We start from the raw sequence: 20,170 nt of genomic DNA, 5'->3' as shown, positions 1-20,170 counted from the left end.
AAAGTCGCCGGCATGGAACTCGGTCATGTCAGGGCGGCGCTCGCGAGCGGGCGCCGCAGGGCCTCCGCGCTCAAGGATGGGGCGCTCGTCGCCGGACGGGCGGTGACGCAGACGGGGCTCCTCGCCGCGCTGCGTTGGCCGGGGCTCAAGGTCCTCGCGCGCGAGCTCGCGAAGGGCAAGGCGAACCCGTCGCTCATCTTCCGGTTCTACGCCGAGAACAGCCCGCACCGCATCGCGGTGGTCGACCCGCGGAGCCTCGGGCGCCGCTCCGCCGAGGGGGAGGCGACGGTCCCGGCCGAGGACCGGGTCTACTCGTTCTTCGCGCTGAACGAGGCGATCGAGCGGCTCGGCCACGCGCTCGACCGGCGCGGCGTCGGCCCGGGCGCGACCGTGCTGCTCGCGCTCAAGAACCGCCCCGAGTTCGTGATGTGCCAGATCGCGCTCGCCCGCGTCGGCGCGTCCGTGGTGACGGCCTCCTGGCGATCGACCCCGGCCGAGCTCTCGTACCTCGCCGGCCACTCCGGGGCGCGGCTGCTCGTGTTCGACGCCGACATCGCCGGCGTGATCCGCGAGGCGGCGCCGCGGCTCGAGGGGATCCCGCCCGAGGCCATGATCGCGGTCGGCGAGGGCGCGCCGGGCTTCTCGCGCTTCGACGAGCTCCTCGCCGAGCCCGGCGCCGCGCCGGACCGGAGCGAGCGCGCCGCGGTCGTGATGTACACCTCCGGCACGACCGGCAAGCCGAAGGGCGCGGTGCGCGGCTTCGGCGGCGGGGTCGTCATGTCGGCGCTCGGGGCGATCGGCGCGACCCCGATGCGCGCGGGCGACGTGCACCTCGCCGTGTGCCCGCTCTACCACCTCACCGCGTTCGGCTTCGTGAACCTGTCGCTCGTCCTCGGCGCGACGATCGTGATCTTGCCGGAGTTCCATCCGGAGCTCTTCCTCGAGGCGATCCAGCGCTACCGCGTGACCACCACGGCGGTCGTCCCGACGATGCTCCACCGCGTGCTCGAGCTCGGCGAGGCGCGCGTCCGCGCCTACGACACGTCGTCGCTCAGCGCCATCTTCACCGGCGGCGCGCCGCTGCCGCCGGCGCTCGCGGCCGAGGTCATGGGGGTGTTCGGCGACAAGCTCTTCAACTTCTACGGCGCGACCGAGACGGGCATCGTGACGATCGCGGGCCCCGAGGACCTGCGCGCGTCGCCGGGCACCATCGGGCGTCCCGTCGCCGGCAGCGCGCTCCTGCTCGTGGGGGACGACGGCAGGCCGTGCGGGGACGGCGAGGTGGGCGAGCTCTACGTGAGGAGCCCCCTGCTCGTGTCCGGCTACCACGGAGATCCCGGCGCCACGCGCGAGTCGACGCTGGACGGCTACTTCTCGGTCGGCGACCTCGCGCGCCGCGACGCGCGCGGCTGCTACCACATCGAAGGCCGCAAGCGGGACCTCATCATCTCGGGCGGCGTGAACGTGTACCCCGCCGAGGTGGAGGCGGCGCTCCACGATCACCCGGCGGTCGCCGAGGCCGCCGTGGTGGGGGTGCCGGATCGCGCCTGGGGGGAGCGGGTGCGCGCGTTCGTCGCCCTGCGCCCCGGCGCGTCCGCGAGCGAGGACGACATCAAGGCGCACTGCCGCGCCGCGCTCGCGGGCCCCAAGGTCCCGCGCGAGATCGTCTTCGTCGACGCGCTGCCGCGCAACCCGACGGGCAAGGTGATGAAGCGCGAGCTCGCCGGACCGGAGCGGAAATCAGCGGGATAGGTGCGCCGCTAGCCGCTGTCCCGGGGGGGCGATCGATGCTATTTCGCACCTCGTGCGGGACCCGTACGAAGTGTTGGGCGTCGAGCGTTCCTCGACGCAGGATGAAATCAAGAGCGCTTTCCGGCGGCTCGCCGCGCAGCACCATCCCGACAAGAACCCCGGGGACCAGGGCGCGCACGTCCGCTTCAAGGAGCTGAACGCGGCCTACCAGATCCTGAGCGACCCGCAGAAGCGCGCGGCGTTCGATCGGTTCGGCCCCGCCGCGGTCGGCGCCGCCGCCGGCTCGGGCTTCCAGGGAGTCCCCTTCGACATGCAGGACCTCAACCTGGACGCCATCTTCGGCGACCTGCTCGGCGCCCTCGGCATCAAGGTGGGCGACCGCGGGACGCTCCAGAAAGAGGTGCGCATCAGCTTCGAGGAGGCGGCGTTCGGCTGCACGAAGCAGATCACCTACGATCGCGTCGAGCCGTGCGGCGACTGCGCCGGCTCGGGCTCGGCGCCCGGCTCGTCGACCGAGCGGTGCGCGGCGTGCGCGGGCCGCGGTCGGGTCCGGATGCAGCAGGGGATGTTCCCCATCGCGATCGAGCGCCCGTGCGGGAAGTGCCGCGGCACGGGGCGGATCGTGATCGACCCGTGCAAGACGTGCCGCGGCGCGGGCCTCGCGGCGAAGCAGAAGACGATCGAGGTGACCATCCCCCCGGGCGTGGAGAACGGCGCGACCCGGCTCGTGGAGCGCGGCGGCAACGCCGTCCGCCCCGATCGCGGGCCGGGCGACCTCGAGCTCACCATCCGCGTCGCGCCGCACGAGCTCTTCCGCCGCGTCGGCGACGACGTGGTGTGCGCGGTGCCGATCTCGTTCGCGCGCGCGGCGCTCGGCGGCGAGCTGGAGATCCCGACGCTCGACGGCAAGGGCCGGCTGCGGATCCCCCCGGGCACGCAGCCCGGCTCGGTGCTCCGCATCAAGGGCAAGGGCATACCGCGCCGCGTCGTCGGCGGGCGCGGCGATCAGCTCGTCGAGGTGAGCGTCGAGGTGCCGACGCAGCTCACCGCCTCGCAGAAGGAGCTCATCTCCCAGCTGGCGAAGGAGCTCGGCGAGAACGTGCAGCCCCAGCAGGTCACCTTCATGGACAAGCTCAAGGGGCTGTTTGGTTGACCCGCCCCGCGCGCGCGGGCGATCCTCTGCGTCCCGCTGAGCGCCGAGGCACGAGCGCTGCCTCGAGCGCCTGCGCCGACACGGCGACGGAGGCATCGGACATGGACAAGCCGAAGTTCATCGACGTCCTGAGCGACTCGACGGGAGAGACGGCCGAGAAGGCCGTGCGCGCCGCGCTGCTCCAGTACCCGGACGCGGGGGTGCAGATCCGCCTCCACACCCGGGTGCGCACGCCGGAGGTCGCGCGGCCGGTGCTCGAGCGCGCGGCCCGGGAGGGCGCGCTCGTGGTGTTCACGGTGGTGAGCCCCGAGCTGCGCGAGTTCGTGCACGCCTCGACGGCCCAGCTGAACATCGAGGCGATCGATCTGATCGGCTCGCTCATCGTCCGGCTCGGCACGTTCCTCGACCGGGAGCCGATCAACCTGCCGAGCGCGATGCTGCCGCTGAGCGAGGAGTACTTCCGGCGCATCGAGGCGGTGGAGTTCGCCGTGAAGAGCGACGACGGCAAGGAGCCGCGGAACTTCAAGCGGGCGGACATCGTCCTCGTCGGCGTCTCCCGCACGTCGAAGACGCCGCTGTCGACGCTGCTCGCGCAGCGCGGGCTCAAGGTCGCGAACCTGCCCCTCGTGCTCGGCGTGGCGCCGCCGCCCGAGCTCATGGACGCCCCCCAGGACCGGGTCGTCGGCCTGACCATCGGGATCGACCAGCTCTGCGCGATCCGGCAGGCGCGCCTGCGCCAGCTCGGGATGCCGGCCGAGACCAACTACGCGATGCGCGAGCACGTCCGGCAGGAGCTCGACTACGCGAACCGGCTCTTCGCCGCGCACCCGGAGTGGCCGGTGGTCGACGTCACCGGGCGCGCCATCGAGGAGACGGCGGTGATCATCCTGGAGCACCTGAAGGAGCGCGACGAGCGCGCGAAGGCCGCGCGCTCGTCGCTGATGTAAGCCGCGCGGCCGAGCGGGGCGCGCGGCGTCGCCGCGTGGCGCGAGGACACTGGGGTGGCGACCGCATCCACGTCGTCGAGTCGCTGACCCGCCGAAGCGACCTTCCCTCGCGCGGCGCCTCCGCGGGCGCTCGCCGAAACACGCTTCGGCGGCCCCTCCAAAACGTGCTTCGGCTCCCGAGCGCCGGCGCTGCGATCGGCGGGCCCGCTCTTTGCGAAGGGCGCCGTCATGGACTGGACGACTGCGGATGGATGGGTGGTGAGGCTCGGTGCGGCGCGCGCGAAGGCGCTCGCCCGATTGGCTCGGGACCGCGGCGCGATCGGTCTCCTCGGCGCGCCGCCGTGTGGCGGCGCCTGCTGCAGGCTGCCCGGGATCGCGCAGCGCATCGGCCGGATCGCGCGCAACGCCCGCCGCGTGGGCGTGCTGCGCGTATCCGGCGCGCGCTACCCGATCTTCTTCGACCGCGCGGCGGGGATGCGCCTCCTGACGCGCCGGCTTCCCGACGGCGCGTACGCGGTGCTCACCGCCCACCCGTCGCCGCCCGCCGCGCCAGCGCCTGCGTACCTCGGCGAGCTGGATGTCCGCGAGATCCAGTACGACGTACGGCTCCCGCCGATGGAGGCGCGCGTCCGGTGGCACAAGGGCCCGCTGACGCCGGAGCAGATCGACAGGGTGTACGGAGGGAAGCGCGCCCACCTCGTCTACATCCCGATCGACGCGAGCGGCAATCCCACCAAGGTCGGCGAGTCCGGCAACTTGCACCAGAACCCGGGCGGACCGACCCGTCGCTACAGCTCTCGGCAGAAGCTCCAGGACATCGGCGTCGATCCGAGCAACCCCCGGTTCTACGTGGGCCGCGTGGTCGACGTGAGCGGAAATGACCTCATGGGACCCTACGCGCAGGACGCGCAGAAAATCATCGCGCGCAAGCTCGACCGGATGGGCGTCGCGCTCTCGCACCACGGGCGCAAGAACAAGACCCAGACGGGCGAGAAGATCTACACCGAAGGCGGCCAGCGCATCGACCTGAAGAGCGCCGTCCCGAGGCGCCTCCTGCGGCACGTGCAGCAGCAGCAGGCCAAGCCCGGGAGCGGCGCGACGGCGGCACAGATCGCCGCCGCCAAGACGCCGCGAGCCACGGTCCGCGGGAGGAAACGTTACGAGCTGGAGATGCCCTGAGTCCCCGCGGCGACCTGCGCCGCGGCGAGATGGGCGAGCCTCGCCGTCGAGACGACGATCGCGACATCATTCGGCAACTCCGATATCGAACAGGGACGCCCGGCGGCAAGTCGAGGCCACCGAAGTGGGCTTCGCGGGCGCGATGACCGCCCGATGGGATGCATCGGCCGCGTCGCGCTCCGATGCGCCTCGGGCCGAGAGGCCTCCACGTCGCGCCTGGAAGGGCCAGCGTCGCGCGCGGCAGGACCGCGCGGTCTCCCCTTCGGCGAAGCGCCCTTCGGTGAACGAGGCCATCGCGCGGCCTGGGCCCGGCGTAGACCGGGACGGCACGGGTCATGCAGTCATTCAAAGAGCAAGTCTGCAAATGCCGGACGCCAGGGCGCCGCGAGGAGCTGCGCGCCTTCGCGTTGACCCGGCGTTGGGCATCCCCTCACGCGTGGGCGTTTCGGAGTGAATCTCCCGCCAGTCGCGCCGACGACAAGGAGACGACATGAGCTTTGAATTCGAAGGTGAGCTTGAAAGTGCGGAGCTCGTCCCGCTGCCCCCCGACCCTGGCCCGAGCCCCCGAGAGACGGCGCTCGCGGTGCGCGTCCTCGAGCTCGAGAGCGAGGAGGAGCTCGAGGGATTCTTGCCTTTCCTCATCGGGCCTGCCCTCGCGGGCCTCAAGGCGCTGGCGGCGCCCGCGCTCAAGGCGGCAGGCTCGGCCATCGCCAAGGCGGCTGTCCCGGCGCTCAAGTCGATCGGCGGCAAGCTCCTCTCCCGGCTGGGAGGCAACGTGACCGGCCGCGTCGGGCGAATGGCGGCGCGCCATGGGGCCCGGGCGGTCGGAGCTGCGGCGAAGAACGTCCTGCGGCGCAATCAGGCCGCCGCCGCGCATCGGACGCGGCGGCAGCAGGCGCTGCAACTAGCGTCCAGGCGGCGGGTCGAAGGCGAAGCGGCGTCAGGGCCGTTGCTCGGAAACGCCGCTGGCGGCTCGTTCAGCGACAGGGAAGGCGAGCTGGAGCAGCTCCTCGAGGCCAGCGCTGGCAGCCTCTTCGGCGAGCAGGAGCTGGAGGGCTTCCTCGGCGGCATCATCGGCTCCCTCTTCGGCGAGCTCGGGGAGATGACCGAGGCCGAGGCCGAGTTCGAGGCGGCCTTGTGGTTCGTCCGCCTCGCGGATGACGCGGCGATGCGCGCCGCGGGCGCCCTCAGCCGCCACATGTCCGCCGGCAAGCGCGTGGCTCCGTCGACGATCCGAGCGATGGTCCGCTCGGCCATCATGAGCTCGGGTCAGCGCATCCTCCCGGCTGCCGGGATCCGCGGGGAGCTCGAAGGCGAGCAAGAGATCAGCAAGCCCGATCTGGCGACGCTCCGCGCGCTCGCCAACGAGATCGCCCGCAAGATGGGCCACCGCGCCGGTGCGCGGGGAAGCACGACCGGCAAGCACGAGAGGGGTATCGCCCGCAAGGCGCAGGACATCCTGAACTCCGCGCTCCGGGCCATCCGCAACGGCACGAACCCCAAATCCGAGATCGCGCGCCTGAGGAGCTGGGGAGAGCGCCTCGGCGAGCTGGAGATGGAGTGGGAGCTGGAAGGCGAGGGCGAGATGGAGGGCGAGGGCGCCATGCATCTCGACACCGCGATCGACCGGCTCAGCTCCGGGGAGGCGGGCGTCTACACGCTGAGCCGCAGGGACGGCAGGAAGCTGCTCTCGTTCTCGGTAGGGAAGTCCGAGAACCTGCGCCGCCGCCTCGTGCAGCACAAGAACCTGATCGAGCGGTTGTGCGGCGACTCCAGGGACGTCCTCGTGACGTTCAAGAAGACCGCCCCGGGCGCCAACCTGTCCGCTGAAGAGAGGAAGCGGCGCGACGCGCGCGTGAAGGCGCAGGGGGGAGTCAGGACCAGGGATCGGAGAGAGCTGGAGCTGGAGCTCCAGCTCGCAGCCCAGTGAGGTCGTCCCGTCGTCGCGTGACCCCATCTGGCCGTCGCAGCTCGCTCCGGCGCGGCTCGTGCGGTCGTCGCCATTGCCATTGAAGATGTAAGGAGAGGAACAATGATTCAATCAACCGGAAACCGCCGAGATCTCGAGCTCGCGATGGAGCTGCTCGAGGTGCACCATGCATCGGAGCTCGATCGCTTCCTGCCCCTGCTCCTCGGGCCCGCGCTGACGGCGCTCAAGGCCGCGATCCCGGCCGTCGCCAAGGTGGCCCCGGCGGTCATGAAGGTCGCCATGCCGATGCTCAGGAAGGTCGCGGTCAAGGCAATTCCGATGCTCAAGAGAGCCACGGTCAAGTCGACCTCGACGCTCAGGGCCGGGGCGGCGAAGGTCCGCGCCGCGCCCGGCGGTGGCGCGCCGGGCGGCGAGGGCGAGCTTTCGCTCGGGGTCTCGACGAGGGACGCGCGGCGCTGGGGGACGGCCTTCTCGCGGGCATCGCCCCGCCAGCTCCAGATCGCGATGTCCCTGCGCTTCGTGCGCGCGGCGCGGCGCGCGGCGCGGCTCGCGGCGCTCGACCTGGTGCGCCTGCTCCGTCATGGTCAGCCCCTGCCGCGGCGGACCGTGCGCTCGGCCCTCTTCCGCGCCATGCTGAATGCTACCCGTCGCGACGCGCCGTTCCTGCTGCCCACGATGTCAGGCGTCGCCATCGCGATGCGCAACGATCCGGGAGTCGCCGGACGCACCTTGCCCAGCCCCAGGGGGGGCCGCACCCTGCTGTTCGCCCCCGCCGGAGAGCGGCGGCTCGGCAACACGGGCCTGACGGGCCCTGCCCTTCCCACCCCGCGCGGGCGCGCGCTCGGCCCGGTCGTGCGGCCGGCCCGCGGCCCCGCGCGGCGCGCCAGGGTGTGCGCGTGCAAATCCTGTCAGTCGAGGCGCCCCGGATCGAAGCCCTCGGCGCCTTGACGCGGCACGTACGACGGTGTTTGCTCTGGCGCTCAGACGCGGAGGGTGGCGGGTGCTGTGCGTCGGGTTCCGTCATGAGCGATAGCGGCAATTTCGGCGGACGTGTCATCGCCGGTCGTTATCGACTGGCGGCGCGGCTCGGCCAGGGCGGCATGGGCTCCGTGTGGCGCGCCGACGATCTGACCCTGGACTCGCCGGTCGCTATCAAGCTCATCGATCCCGCGCTCGCGGAGAGCGAACACGTGCGGACCCGCTTCTACCAGGAGGCGAAGGCGGGCGCCGCGCTGCGCAGCCCGCATGTCGTCCAGATCCTCGATTACGGCGTGGACGGCGACGTTCCCTTCATTGCCATGGAGCTCCTCGACGGCGAGAGCCTGGCGGACCGCCTCGCCCGCGTCCGCACCCCGCACCCCGCGGAGCTCTCGCGGATCTTCGGCGACGTCGCCAGGGCGGTGCGCAGGGCGCACGACGCCGCCATCATCCACCGCGATCTCAAGCCCGAGAACATCTTCCTCGTGCGCAATGACGAGCAGGAGATCGCGAAGGTGCTCGACTTCGGGATCGCGAAGACGAGCTTCGTGTCCGGCGCGCAGGGGGCTGAGACCAGCACGGGCATGTTGCTCGGAACGTTGCCTTACATGAGCCCGGAGCAGGCCCGCGGGGCGAAGGTGGACTGGCGGACGGATCTCTGGTCGCTCGGCGTCATCGCGTTCGAGTGTGTCTGCGGCCGCCTGCCGTTCCTCGCGGACGCGCCGGGAGAGCTGGTCCTCGAGATCTGCGCCAAGCCGCTCCCGGTCCCGTCCCAGGTGGCGCCGGTGCCGCGGGGCTTCGACGAGTGGTTCGCGCGCGCGACCCGGCGAGAGCCTGCAGAGCGATTTCAATCCGCGAAGGAGATGGCGGACGCGCTGCGTGTGATCCTGCAGACTTCGCCGAGCGTCCCCGAGACGCTGGTCGGCGTCGGCGCGGGTGCAGCAGCAGCAGGAGGTCCAGCCGCCGGTCTGGCCGAGCCGGGTTCGGCGGCGGCGTCCATCGCGCAGGCGAGCGGCGGCCCCACGGGCGCGCAGGCTCCCAGGATCGAGCCGGTCGCCGTGCTCCCCGTCGGCGCGCGGCGCGAGACCATCAATGGCGGTGCGACCTTCGATCGCAGCTCCGTGCGGCCGCCCCGGTGGAGCACCTCGGCGCGCGTGGGCGCGGCGGTCGGCGGCGTGACGCTCGCGGCGCTGGCGTTGCTGGTGGGGCTCACGGTGCGCCGCGGCGGCGATGGTCCAGCGGGCGCTGCGGCCGAGGCGCCGAGCGCGGCGCCGGCGGAGCGCGCGCCGCCGCCTGCCGCAGCTGGGGCCACGGCGGGCGCGCCGGCGGCGCTCGCGGAGAGCGCCGCTCCGTCGGCCGCGGCGGCACCCGCGGCGGAGGCGCCTTCCGTGGAAGCGCCGTCACGTCCTACGACGACTCCCGCCGCACCCCTCGCTCCGCCGCCGAAGCAGGCGAAGACCTCGGCACCCAGGGGCCCTTCCTCCACGGCAAAGCCGTCGTCCGCCACGAAGGAAGAAGAGGACCGCATTGGCTTCTGAACCCGAGCGGCGAACCGAGTAGGGCCTCCCTGTGATGAAGCGATGGGGCGTGGTGTGCGGATTCTTGTTGTGCGGTGGTCTGGCCCTCGCGCCGGCGCGGCTCGCCCTGGCGCAGACGGCCGACGCGGCCGCGAAGGGCACGGCGCGCATGCTGGCGGAGGAGGGCCTGGCGCTCTATGACGGCGGCGATTACCGCGCGGCGCTCGAGCGGTTCGACCGTGCGGACGCGCTGGTCCGCGCGCCGACGATGGGCCGGATGGCCGGGCTATGCCTCCAGAAGCTGGGCCGGCTGGTCGAGGCGCGTGAGCGCCTGCTGGCGGTGAGCCGTACCGAGCTCGGACCGGAAGCGTCGGACGCGTTCAGGAAGGCGGTGACCCGCGCGGCGGCCGAGGCCGCGGCGCTCGATTCACGGATCCCGAAGCTGAGCATCCGCCTGAGCGGCGCGGCGCCGGACGAGGTGCAGGTCACGCTCGACGGCAAGCCGATCCCGGCGGCGATGATCGGCGTGAGCCGGCTGACGGACCCTGGGCGCCGTACGCTGGAGGGCCGGAGAGGGAGCGAGGTCGTCCGGGAGGAGCTCGACCTGAAAGAGGGCCAATCCGCGGAGATCGCGTTGACGTTCGGGTCGGCTGTCGCGCCGGGGCTGCGGCCCGGCGACGGTGGCGGAGGCCAGGAGGGCGGGGGGCGCGCTCCAGCCCAGGACGGCTCGACGCTGCGGACGCTCGGGTGGGTGGGCGTCGGCGTGGGCGGGGCGGGCCTGGTGCTCGGGGGCGTGACGCTGGGGCTCGCGCTCTCGGCGCGAGGCGATCTGGAGTCCAAGGGGTGTGCTCAGGGTGCGGGCGGCGGCGTCTGGCGATGCCCTCCGGAGGCGCAGGGCGATGTGGACCGCTACAACACGCTGCGGCCGCTGCCGCTCGTGGGGTTCATCGCCGGCGGCGTCGTGGGCGCCGCGGGTGCGGTGCTGCTGCTGACCGCGCCGCGCGATCGGGCGAGCGGCGCGCAGGCGGCGGTGCGCCCGTGGGTGAGCCCCGGCGGCGCGGGGATCATGGGGGTCTTCTGATGCGTATCGGACGCTCGATGGGCTTTGGGGGCGGGATCGTCTTCCGGGACGCTGCCCGGGCGGCCGGGGTATTCGCGGCAGCGCTCGCGGTGGGGTGCCTGGACCGGGCGGAGGTCACGCCGGGCGGGGCGACCGGAGGCGCGGCCGGTGAGGGGGCGACGTCGGCCACGGGGGGAGGCGAGGGCGGGGCGTCAGCCACCGGCGGGGGCGGAGGCGATGGGGCCGCGAGCTCCGGCGGAGGGATGCCGGCGGCCGGCGGCGGAGGCGAGGGCGGCTGCGTCCCCTGCTATACCGGCCCGGCGGACACCGAGGGGAGGGGCACCTGCCAGGCCGGCTGCCAGCGCGGCGCGAGCTGCGTGGGACAGGTGCTGCCCGCGGTCGAGGACTGCGCGACCGACGCCGACGAGGACTGCAATGACGTCGGCTGCACGGGCGAGCACGTGTGGAGCACATCGTTTGGAGGGGCAGGCATCGCCAGCAGCAAAGGCATCGCCGTCGACGCCAGCGGGAATGTGATCGTCGTCGGCGATTTCGAGAATGATCTCGGCTTCGGTGAGAGCGCGGGGGACACCGATGTCTTCGTGGTGAAGTACAGCGCCGGCGGCTCATCCTCGTGGAGAAAGCGGTTTGGGGGCACGGCGGCGGACTACGCCAGCGGCGTCGCTGTCGATCCCGCCGGCGACATCTATGTGACAGGATACTTTGAATCGACCATAGGGTTCGGCGAGCTCACGAGCTCCGGCGGCCTCGACGCCTTCGTGCTCAAGCTCGACGGCTCCACCGGGAGCGTCGTCTGGGCGCATCAGGTCGGCGACGCATCAACCCAGGAGGGGCGCGCCGTCGCCATCGATTCGCGGGGCAACGTCCTCTGGCTAGGCCATTTCGCGGGGACGATCCGCCTCGGCGGTACCACGCGGACCTCTGCAGGGATGCGGGATGTTTTCCTGGCCCAGCTGGACCCGTCGGGGGCTCCGGTGTGGCTCAAGAGCGCCGGCGATTCGCTCGAGCAGTTCGGCGTGGCCGTCGCCGTCGACGCGGCGGATAACGTGCTGATCACCGGACGTGCCAGCGGGACGATCGATTTTGGAGGGGAGGTGCTCCAGGCCGCGGGGCACGACCTTTACCTGGCGAAGCTCGATGCCAGCGGATCGCACCTCTGGAGCCATGTCTACGGTGACAGCAACGCTCAGCAAGGCAGCGGCGTCGCCTTCGACAGGGCGGGCAACGCGATCGTCGCGGGGAGCGCGGCGGGGACCGTCGACTTCGGCGGCGCCGAGCTGGGGGGCGCCGGCGGCGATGACGCGATCCTCGCGAAGCTGGGTCCCGGCGGATCGCACCTCTGGAGCCATGCGTACGGGGACAGCGAAGAGCAGAGGGCGTCCGCCGTCGCGGCCGACGCCGCCGGCAACGTGGCCCTGGCCGGCATCTTCGATGGAACCATCGACTTCGGCGGAGGGCCCGCGGTGAGCGCCGGCGGGAGCGATGCCTTCATCGCGAAGCTCGGACCGGACGGCAGGCCGGCGTGGAGCAAGCGCGTCGGCGATGCGCTGTTCCAGAGCGCCGTGGGCGTCGCCATGGATGCTGGAGGCGCTGTCGCGGTCACCGGGGCGTTCCGCGGAGATATCAGCCTCGGTGGTCAGACGCTGTCGGGCTCGGCCGAGAGCAACATCTTCGTGGCCAAGCTCGCTCCTTGAGCCGCGAGCGCAAGCCGGGGCCGCTGCGAACCGGAGACGCGCCGAAACGCCCTTCGATCGCCCGGGCGCTCCGGCGAATATAGCTTCGGAATCTCGCGCCCGCCGAGCGCGGCGGCTCACAGGGCCCACGGCCATGGGACGGTAGCTCCTTCATATGCCGGCTGGTTCTGATCTTGCTTCGGATCCTGCGCGCACGACCCTGCGCGGTGACTCCGTCGGGATACGCCCCGCGTCGGTCGCCGCAGCGCAAACCGGAGGAGAATCGAGATGTCTTTGAGCGTAAAGAATGTCTATGGACCCGTGCCCGTAGCGCCGGATGAGCCGAGGCAAGAAGCACCCGCGGCTGGGGCGGGGATCACCTTGCCCGGCGCGAGGCTCAAGGCCAGCGTGGAGTTCGACGTCAACGGCGGCGGTGTTGCTTTCGGCAGCCCTGTCGACTACGCCCGCCGCGTGGTGCCCGTCGTCACCGGCACGGAAGTGCTTTACGTGCCAGTCGCCCCGACCGTCAACCATGTGCGGTCGATATTCGATGGACACTTGAGGCAGAGACATACACCGCAAGAGGCGTTGGAGCGGGCGGTGGTCGACCTGATCGTGAACCTTGGTAAGCACTTGTTCCGCTCGTCGCCGCCAGCCGATGGTTGCGATGAACCGCAGTCTGACGATGACGCTCTCGAAGAGTGCGTCAAAGAGAAGCAGGTGGCCATGGACGCGTTGGAGGAATCCGATGCGATCCTGGAAGGGATGATCAAGGATCACTCCTATGACGGGGATCTGATCAATATTCTGCGGACAGTGAAGAACCGCGTCGGCCGGGCCAAAAAAGCGCTCAACGGCAGCCAGGAAGAGGTCGAGCGCGCAGGCGCTGTGAAGACTTCCGCCAAGTAGGACAAGAACCCCAGGTAGCGAAAACCGCAGCAGACCTGCGTCCGAGCGCCCTTCACCGCCCGCCGGTAAGGACCAAGAAAGCGCGCTCGTCCCCGTCATCGCTGTCGCGGCGCCCTGGCGTGCCAGGATCCTCGCCGTCGGCGGCCCTTCTTCGCCAGCCGCCTCACCATGCCACGGGCGCCCCACGCAGCCCCCCATGGCGCACGTGGCGTGTTGCCGCGCCACCCGCGCAGGTGGTTGCTTCGCCTTCCCGCGCTGGCCTTCATACCAAGGCATCGACCCCGCCTCCCCGCGCACGCGCGCACGCCTCCGGCGGCTTTCGCGCTCGCGTGCGCCACGCGCCGGACCCACGAAGCGCGTTTCGCCGATTCCCTCTCTCGCTCCCCCATCGCCCGAAGGTCGCTTCGTCCACCGCATCGATAGGGCCGTCCTCTCGCTGGCACCCCTCGTGCATTAAGCCTCCCCGCGCGGCGTCGTTCGGCCGCTCGACCCGATTCCGCAAAACCGATTCCTGAGGAGATCACCATGCACAACCTGGATCGCACCACGCTGGAGATGGAACACGAGCTCGAGGGCCATGAGCTCGAGGGCGAAGGCGAGCTCGAGGCTCACGAGCTCGAGCAGGAGGGCTTCCTCTTCGAAGGCGAGGGCGAGGGCCTCGAGCTCGAGGGCGAGGGCGAGGGCGAGGGCGAAGGGTTCGAGTTCGAAGGCGAGCTCGAGGCCCATGAGCTGGAGGGCGAGCTCGAGGCCCATGAGGCCTCGCCCCCGTTCCACGAGGCCGAGACCATGGAGCTCGCGGCGGAGCTGCTCTCCGTCTCGAACGAGCAGGAGCTCAATCAGTTCCTCGGCGGGCTGATCAAGAAGGCGGCCGGCGCGGCGCGCTCCTTTGCGCGGTCCAGCGTCGGCAAATCGGTCCTCGGCGGCCTCCGTCAGGTGGCCCGCCGCGCCCTCCCGATGGTCGGCAGCGCGCTCGGCAACATGGTCATGCCCGGCGTGGGCGGCGTCGCCGGCGGCAAGCTGGCGTCGATGGCGGGCCGGATGTTCGGCCTCGAGCTCGAGGGGCTGAGCGCGGAGGACCGCGAGTTCGAGATCGCCAAGCAGTTCGTCAACCTCGCTGGCGCAGCGACGCGCAACGCCGCCCGCCTCGCGCGCGCCGGCACGTGCGCGCAGGCCGCGCCCCCGCCGGCCGTCGCCCGCCGCGCCCTCCTCACCGCGGCGCGCCGCTATGCGCCCGGGCTCGTGCCGCAGCTCGTGCGGACGCGCACGGCCGCCGGAGGCTCGCGGCAGGTCCTCGGCCGCGAGGTCGCGAGGGGGGTCGCGGGCCGCGCCGTTCCCAGGGCGACCGCCGGGCGCGTCGCCTTCGTCGGCGGCGTCGCGGGCGCCACGTCGGGGCGCTGGTTTCGCCGGGGCAACACCATCGTCCTGGTCGGGATCTGACCCCATGGCCGCCGGCTCCCTCGCTGCGCAGCACCTGGCCCACGAGGCGCGCTCGCTGCTCCCGCGCCTCGCGCGGGTGAAGCCGTTCGCGCTCCACGAGACGATGGTGCCCGCCGCCGCGATCTCGACGCCGGCGCAGGCCGCCATCGAGAACTACCTCATCGCGGGCCGCCGGCGGCTCCGAGGAGACGTGTTGAGCTATCTCCGGTGGCTCTCTGGACCGGGGAAGGACGGCAAGCCCGCCGAGATGCAGCGCCAGTTCACGTTGCTGCGCCTCCGGTTCAACGCCGTGCTCTCCCAGTTCGACATCTTCTCCTCGACGCTCACGCAGCGGAGCGAGCACGATATCGGCGTCTGGCTCGCCGGTCTCGATCAGGTCGCGATGGACGCGCTCGACCTCCCCGGCGGCTATTACACGCCGCCGCCGCTCGTCTGTTATCTCGACCGCTCGATGGGCGCCGCGATCCGGCGGGCGCGGACGCGCCTGCCGGGCGGCGGCGAGAACCCCGTCGCCATCATCCGGGTGCCGCGCGAGCGGATGATCGGCGCGGGGATCGGCTCCTCGCTGATCCACGAGGTCGGTCACCAGGGCGCCGCGCTGCTCGACCTGCTCCCGTCGCTGCGCGCGGCGCTCGTGCCCAGGCTGCGGCATCAAGGGCCCGAGCTGCCGGCCTGGCAGCTCTGGTACCGATGGATCTCCGAGATCGTCGCGGATTTCTGGGCCATCGCGACCCTCGGCGTCAACGCGACGCTCGGGCTCCTGGCGGTCGTGAGCCTGCCGCGCGCGTTCGTGTTCCGCGACAACGCCGATGACCCGCACCCCACGCCGTGGATCCGCGTCCGGCTGAGCTGCGCCATGGGGCGGGCGCTGTTCCCCCACGCGCAGTGGGATCGCCTCGACCGGCTCTGGATGGGCCTCTATCCGCTCGACGGCCTCCCGGAGGAGCAGCGGCGGCTCTATGCCTCGCTCGACGCCACGATGCCGGCCTTCGTGGAGCTCCTCGTCGGCCACCGGCCTCGCACGCTGCACGGCCGCTCGCTCGCGCAGGCGCTGCCCGTCGCCGACCGGCAGCCCGCGCAGCTCGCCGCGCTCTACCAGGGCTTTCGCGCGCGGCCGGCGCTCCTCGCCAGGACAAAGCCGACGCTCGTGTTCGCGGTGCTCGGCCAGGCCCGATCCGACGGGCTCGTGAGCCCCGAGCAGGAGAGCCGGTTGCTTGGAGGGCTCTTGACGGAGTGGGCCCTGAAGAGCGCGCTCGAGAACTCTGCTCACTGCGCCACCTTGCCGCGCCGGAGGGCCGCGGCTCTTTGATCGAGACAGGTTCGAAGGAGGAACATCATGGCTGATAATGAAAGCTATTTGAATGGAATGCCGCGAAAGGTTGTGGTCAGCCCGGACCCCGATGGACCGCAGGTCCGGGTCGGCCTGCAGCGCACCGGGATCGAGCCCACGCCGGACCAGACGCTGTGGATGCATATCCGCAACGGCGCGCGGGCCATCGCGTTCGACCAGTACGACGCGTTTCTCAATTGGGTGCTGTTCGAAGGGAGCGGGCCGGTGCTCGGCCTGAAGGAGGTCCCGCGCGAGGAGCTCGACAAGCGGGGGAACCGGCTGCCTTTCGCGGGTGTGGACGCATATGCCAAGCTCAAGGCGGCCACCGAGGTGTTCATGATGGTCGTGACCGGCACGTCGGACCTCGGCGGCCCGCAGGACCCGGACGCGGCGGCGGGTATCCTCAAGAACGATCCCGAGAACATGGCCCGGCTCAACCAGCCGTGGAGCGTCGAGCAGATCAAGTCGCAATGGCGCGCGTACACGCGAGTGGAGCTCGACTCGCGCGAAGCGGTCTTGCCCTACATCCGGGTGGTCGCCCAGCGGCTCGGCGCGCCCGTCACGTCGTCGAGCAACGCTGCCGCGAACACCCCCGCGGATCTGACTTACCTCCTGGACAAGATGAGGAACCCCCTCTTCATCGAGCTCATCTGGTCCTACTGGCATGAGGAGGGCATGCTCGTGCAGACGATGAACGCGCTCAGCATGCGCTTCCAGAACCGGCGCGGCGGCCCGCGCGATCCGCTCGCGAACATGGAGCTCGACCCGCTCCGGCCGCTCAACTCGTACCTCTGGGGGTTCATCCAGGACGAGCAGCACCGGCTCAGCGTCGCGCGCCGCGCCTACGAGTACGACCACCACTACGGCTTCACCCTGCACGGCAAGGCCATCCCGCAGCCGCGCACGGCCGACAGCCGCACCAAGTTCCTGGAGGCGTTCCACAACCTCCTCTTCCAGTGCGTCAAGTTCTACAACGAGGACGACGACACGACGCGCATCGCCGACGGCTTCCCCGTGCTCAACTCGCTCAAGGAGGTCCACATCCTCCTCACCGAGGGCGGTCACAACCAGTACGGCGACCTGCCGTGGACCGCGCGCATGGAGATGATGATGATGGAGTGGATCCTCGCGCGCCCGGAGATGCGGGAGTTCCTCGGCGGCCGCCCCATGGTGGCCTACTCGGAGTCCTGGATGGATCGGGTCGACACGATGAAGACCCTCCAGGGCTGGACGCGCACGAACGTGATGCACTTCCGCGATCTCGGCGTCTTCGGCGAGCAGATCCTGCTCTCCGTCCGCTTCGGCCACTGGAACACCGTCGTCCAGCCGCAGCAGGCGGCGAACTGGGCCCGCTACTGGCGCGCCGAGATCCAGGGCTACATCCACGCGTACCGCGCGGTCACCGGCGTCGAGCTCGGCGCCCTCCCGACGGACGGCAGCGCGACCAACCAGCGCTTCCTCCCCCCCTCGCACCACCTCCGCGCGAGGCTCGCCGAGCAGCAGGGGCGCGCTCGGATCATTGGGCGGTAGCGAGGCAGCGATCCCCGTGGAGCGCGTGATACCGGCCCTCGGAGCGCCGCTGTGCGCCGAGCCCTGCTAGGAGGATCATGATCATCGACGGACACTGCCACGCGGGCAAGGGAGACGGCTTCACCGGCCCCTGGGACACCTCGGCGCCGCTCGACCGCTACCTGGAGCGCGCCGGGCGTGCGGGGATCGACCGCACCGTGGTCTTCGCGGCGTTCCACTCCGACTATCTTGCCGCCAATCGCGAGGTGGCGCGCCTCGTCGCGCGCCACCCCTCCCGCCTCATCGGCTTCGCCTTCGTCCACGCCGCCCGCGACCGCGGGCGCGTCTTCGACATGGTGCGCGAGTCGGTGGTTCATCACGGCTTCCGCGGCATCAAGGTCCACCGCCACGACGCGCCGATCACGAGGGAGGTCTGCGAGGTCGCGCAGCGGCTCGCCGTGCCCATCCTCTATGACGTGGCCGGCGAGGCCCACGTGATCGAGCTCCTCGCGACCGAGTTCCCGGCGGTGCGGTTCATCATCCCGCACCTCGGCAGCTTCGCCGACGATTGGCGCGCGCAGCTCGCCGTCATCGATCATCTCGTGCGCCATCCCAATGTCTATGCGGACACGTCGGGCGTCCGGCGGTTCGACCTGCTCGAGCAGGCGGTGAGGCGCGCCGGCGCGCGCAAGATCATCTTCGGCTCCGACGGGCCCTGGCTCCATCCCGGCGTGGAGCTCGAGAAGGTCCGCGCGCTCGGCCTCCCTCCGGAAGCCGAGCGCGCAGTGCTCGGCGGAAACCTGCTCCGCCTGCTGGCCCGAGGCAGAAAGGCGGCAGCTCCGGCGAAAGCGTCGCCGAAGCCTGGCTGAAAACCATGCGCCTGACGCAATGCGGCAGGCGTCCACAGCGGATGTGATTGTCCGGTTATGAAAATGCGGATGCGAGGAACCGGATGCGAGAATTTGGAGCGGGTAATCGGCAATGAGATAGTTCGTCTATCATCTCACAGGGGGAGCGGCTCAACCCGAGGCCGTGGTGCGGGCGCTGTCCCCCATGAGCACGCGTCGGGCGCGGTGACCTGCGCCGGGACGAAAGCGGGAGGCGGGTGAGGGGATTTCGAACATGCGAACGACATGGTTCTATAGCTTTGCCTCGGACGACGTCCTGGAGCGGAGCAGCATGGTCCAGGCGCTCCTCGGGGCCGGTATCAAGGCGGTCCCGCGCGGGAGCGGGAGCGGGAGCGCGCAGGCGCCCGGGATCGTCGTCTTCCACGAGCTCAGCGAAGAGCTGCTCGATTTCTTGCAGGAGCAGAGCCGGAACGGGCTCACGCGCGTGCTCGCGATCGCGCTCGTGCGATCATCGCTCTCGGGCGGAGGCGCGTGGACGGTCCTCCAGCACGGAGCGTCGGATGTCATCGTCTGGGAGCCGTCTGCCGCGGTGGCGCAGCAGGTCGCCGCGCGAATCGAGCGCTGGGAGATCGTCGATCACGCCGTGGGCTCGAGCCTCGTCGAGAAGAACCTCATCGGCAGGAGCCGCGCCTGGACCGGCGCGCTCCGGCGCATCGTCGAGATCGCCCGGTTCACCGACGCCCCGGTGCTGCTGGAAGGAGAGAGCGGCACGGGCAAGGAGCTGACGGCGCAGCTCATCCACGCCCTGGATCCCCGCCCGGACAAGAAGGATCTCGTCGTCCTCGATTGCACCACGATCGTCCCGGAGCTGTCGGGCAGCGAGTTCTTCGGTCACGAGAAGGGAGCGTTCACCGGCGCGGCGGGCCTGCGGGAGGGCGCGTTTGCGCTCGCGGACGGCGGCACGCTGTTCCTGGACGAGATCGGTGAGCTGCCCCTGCCGCTCCAGGCGCAGCTCCTGCGCGTGGTCCAGGAGCGGACCTACAAGCGCGTCGGCGGCAACACCTGGCAGCGAGCGCACTTTCGGCTCGTCTGTGCCACGAACCGCGATGTGCTCGCGGAGGTGGAGCGGGGGGCTTTCCGGCGCGATCTCTATTACCGCATCGCGAACGTGAGCGTGAAGCTGCCGCCGCTCCGCGAGCGGACGGAGGACATCATCCCCCTCGCGCAGCACTTCATGAGGTGCATGCGGCCGGGGGTCGAGCCGCCCCCCTTCGATGACGAGGTGCGAGAGCGGCTTCAGCAGCGAGAGTACCCGGGCAACGTGCGCGATCTGCGGCAGCTCGTCACCCGCATTTACTACCGGCATGTCGGTCCAGGCCCGATCACGGTGGGCGAGCTGCCGGACGAAGAACGACCCGCGGGGGGCGCTGTCTGTGACTGGCGTGCCGGCGCGCTGGAGCAAGCGATCCGGCGGGCGCTCACCCTGGGCGCGGGCCTCAAGGACATCGGACGCGCGGCGGAGGATATCGCCGTGCGGATCGCCGTCGACGAAGAGGGCGGCAATCTGCAGCGCGCCGCGGTTCGGCTCGGCGTCACGGATCGCGCGCTCCAGATGCGGCGCGCGGTCGGGAAGGCGGCGACCTTGAAGGTCCCGTGACGGGGGTCGGTCCCCTCCTTCCCTGACGCATATCGAGAGGCGGGAGAGCAGAACGGACGGGGCAGCTCTCACGCCGACGCGGGCTCGGGCTTGGAATCGCCACGGGGCCCAGTCCGAGGGATCGGCCAGCAGCCGTCGCGCCGATCGGAAGCCGACATCCCGCGCGCAGTGTCACGTAATCGTGGCTCGCGGATGTTTTTTAAATGATTTCGCGTCAATGTGGGCGCTGCGCCCGGCGGGATCGCTCCGTGACCCATTGGCCCATTGCGA

15 protein-coding genes are annotated in these 20,170 nt (G+C 71.2%); all 15 read left to right on the top strand.

The annotated features are described in order from the left end of the window. Nucleotides 1–12 precede the first annotated feature (12 nt). The 15 genes from WME83_RS35715 (at nucleotide 13) to WME83_RS35645 (ending at nucleotide 19,900) form a co-directional block, all read left to right on the top strand. Nucleotides 13–1,752: a class I adenylate-forming enzyme family protein gene (locus tag WME83_RS35715; protein ID WP_437314181.1), complete on the top strand. Its 1,740-nt coding sequence runs from the start codon at nucleotides 13–15 to the stop codon at nucleotides 1,750–1,752. A gap of 52 nt (nucleotides 1,753–1,804) precedes the next feature. Then, complete coding sequence (gene dnaJ / locus WME83_RS35710) at nucleotides 1,805–2,905, top strand: molecular chaperone DnaJ (protein ID WP_437314180.1); 1,101 nt, start codon at nucleotides 1,805–1,807, stop codon at nucleotides 2,903–2,905. A 101-nt stretch (nucleotides 2,906–3,006) separates the two neighbouring features. Beyond that, complete coding sequence (locus tag WME83_RS35705; RefSeq protein WP_437314179.1) at nucleotides 3,007–3,852, top strand: pyruvate, water dikinase regulatory protein; 846 nt, start codon at nucleotides 3,007–3,009, stop codon at nucleotides 3,850–3,852. Between the two features lie 228 nt (nucleotides 3,853–4,080). Beyond that, entirely contained in the window at nucleotides 4,081–5,031 is a 951-nt protein-coding gene (locus WME83_RS35700) for a hypothetical protein (protein ID WP_437314178.1), read from the top strand. Between the two features lie 490 nt (nucleotides 5,032–5,521). Next, nucleotides 5,522–6,961 carry a hypothetical protein gene (locus tag WME83_RS35695; protein ID WP_437314177.1) on the top strand — a complete coding sequence of 480 codons (1,440 nt, stop codon included), beginning with the start codon at nucleotides 5,522–5,524 and terminating at the stop codon, nucleotides 6,959–6,961. Between the two features lie 102 nt (nucleotides 6,962–7,063). Then, on the top strand, nucleotides 7,064–7,909 hold the full coding sequence (locus WME83_RS35690) for a hypothetical protein (protein WP_437314176.1): 846 nt from the start codon (nucleotides 7,064–7,066) through the stop codon (nucleotides 7,907–7,909). A gap of 74 nt (nucleotides 7,910–7,983) precedes the next feature. Beyond that, nucleotides 7,984–9,477: a serine/threonine-protein kinase gene (locus tag WME83_RS35685; RefSeq protein WP_437314175.1), complete on the top strand. Its 1,494-nt coding sequence runs from the start codon at nucleotides 7,984–7,986 to the stop codon at nucleotides 9,475–9,477. A 31-nt stretch (nucleotides 9,478–9,508) separates the two neighbouring features. Further along, complete coding sequence (locus tag WME83_RS35680; protein WP_437314174.1) at nucleotides 9,509–10,537, top strand: tetratricopeptide repeat protein; 1,029 nt, start codon at nucleotides 9,509–9,511, stop codon at nucleotides 10,535–10,537. Next, entirely contained in the window at nucleotides 10,537–12,231 is a 1,695-nt protein-coding gene (locus WME83_RS35675; protein ID WP_437314173.1) for an SBBP repeat-containing protein, read from the top strand. Before WME83_RS35680 ends, WME83_RS35675 begins: the two co-directional genes overlap by 1 nt. A 387-nt stretch (nucleotides 12,232–12,618) precedes the next feature. Next, nucleotides 12,619–13,119: a hypothetical protein gene (locus WME83_RS35670; protein WP_437314172.1), complete on the top strand. Its 501-nt coding sequence runs from the start codon at nucleotides 12,619–12,621 to the stop codon at nucleotides 13,117–13,119. A 525-nt stretch (nucleotides 13,120–13,644) separates the two neighbouring features. Then, entirely contained in the window at nucleotides 13,645–14,556 is a 912-nt protein-coding gene (locus tag WME83_RS35665) for a hypothetical protein (RefSeq protein WP_437314171.1), read from the top strand. A gap of 4 nt (nucleotides 14,557–14,560) precedes the next feature. Further along, entirely contained in the window at nucleotides 14,561–15,865 is a 1,305-nt protein-coding gene (locus WME83_RS35660; RefSeq protein ID WP_437314170.1) for a hypothetical protein, read from the top strand. Nucleotides 15,866–15,892: 27 nt separating this feature from the next. Beyond that, nucleotides 15,893–17,416, top strand: coding sequence for a hypothetical protein (locus tag WME83_RS35655; protein WP_437314169.1), 1,524 nt, complete (start codon nucleotides 15,893–15,895; stop codon nucleotides 17,414–17,416). Nucleotides 17,417–17,493: 77 nt separating this feature from the next. Next, nucleotides 17,494–18,264, top strand: a complete 771-nt coding sequence (locus WME83_RS35650) for an amidohydrolase family protein (RefSeq protein ID WP_437314168.1) — start codon at nucleotides 17,494–17,496, stop codon at nucleotides 18,262–18,264. Nucleotides 18,265–18,517: 253 nt separating this feature from the next. Further along, nucleotides 18,518–19,900 carry a sigma 54-interacting transcriptional regulator gene (locus tag WME83_RS35645; RefSeq protein ID WP_437314167.1) on the top strand — a complete coding sequence of 461 codons (1,383 nt, stop codon included), beginning with the start codon at nucleotides 18,518–18,520 and terminating at the stop codon, nucleotides 19,898–19,900. Nucleotides 19,901–20,170 lie beyond the last annotated feature (270 nt).

It is taken from the genome of Sorangium sp. So ce385 (genome assembly GCF_051474135.1).
GTDB classification, from domain to species: domain Bacteria; phylum Myxococcota_A; class Polyangia; order Polyangiales; family Polyangiaceae; genus Sorangium; species Sorangium cellulosum_D.
Note: the sequence above shows the minus strand (reverse complement) of the source record. Positions and strands in the feature narration are given on the sequence as shown.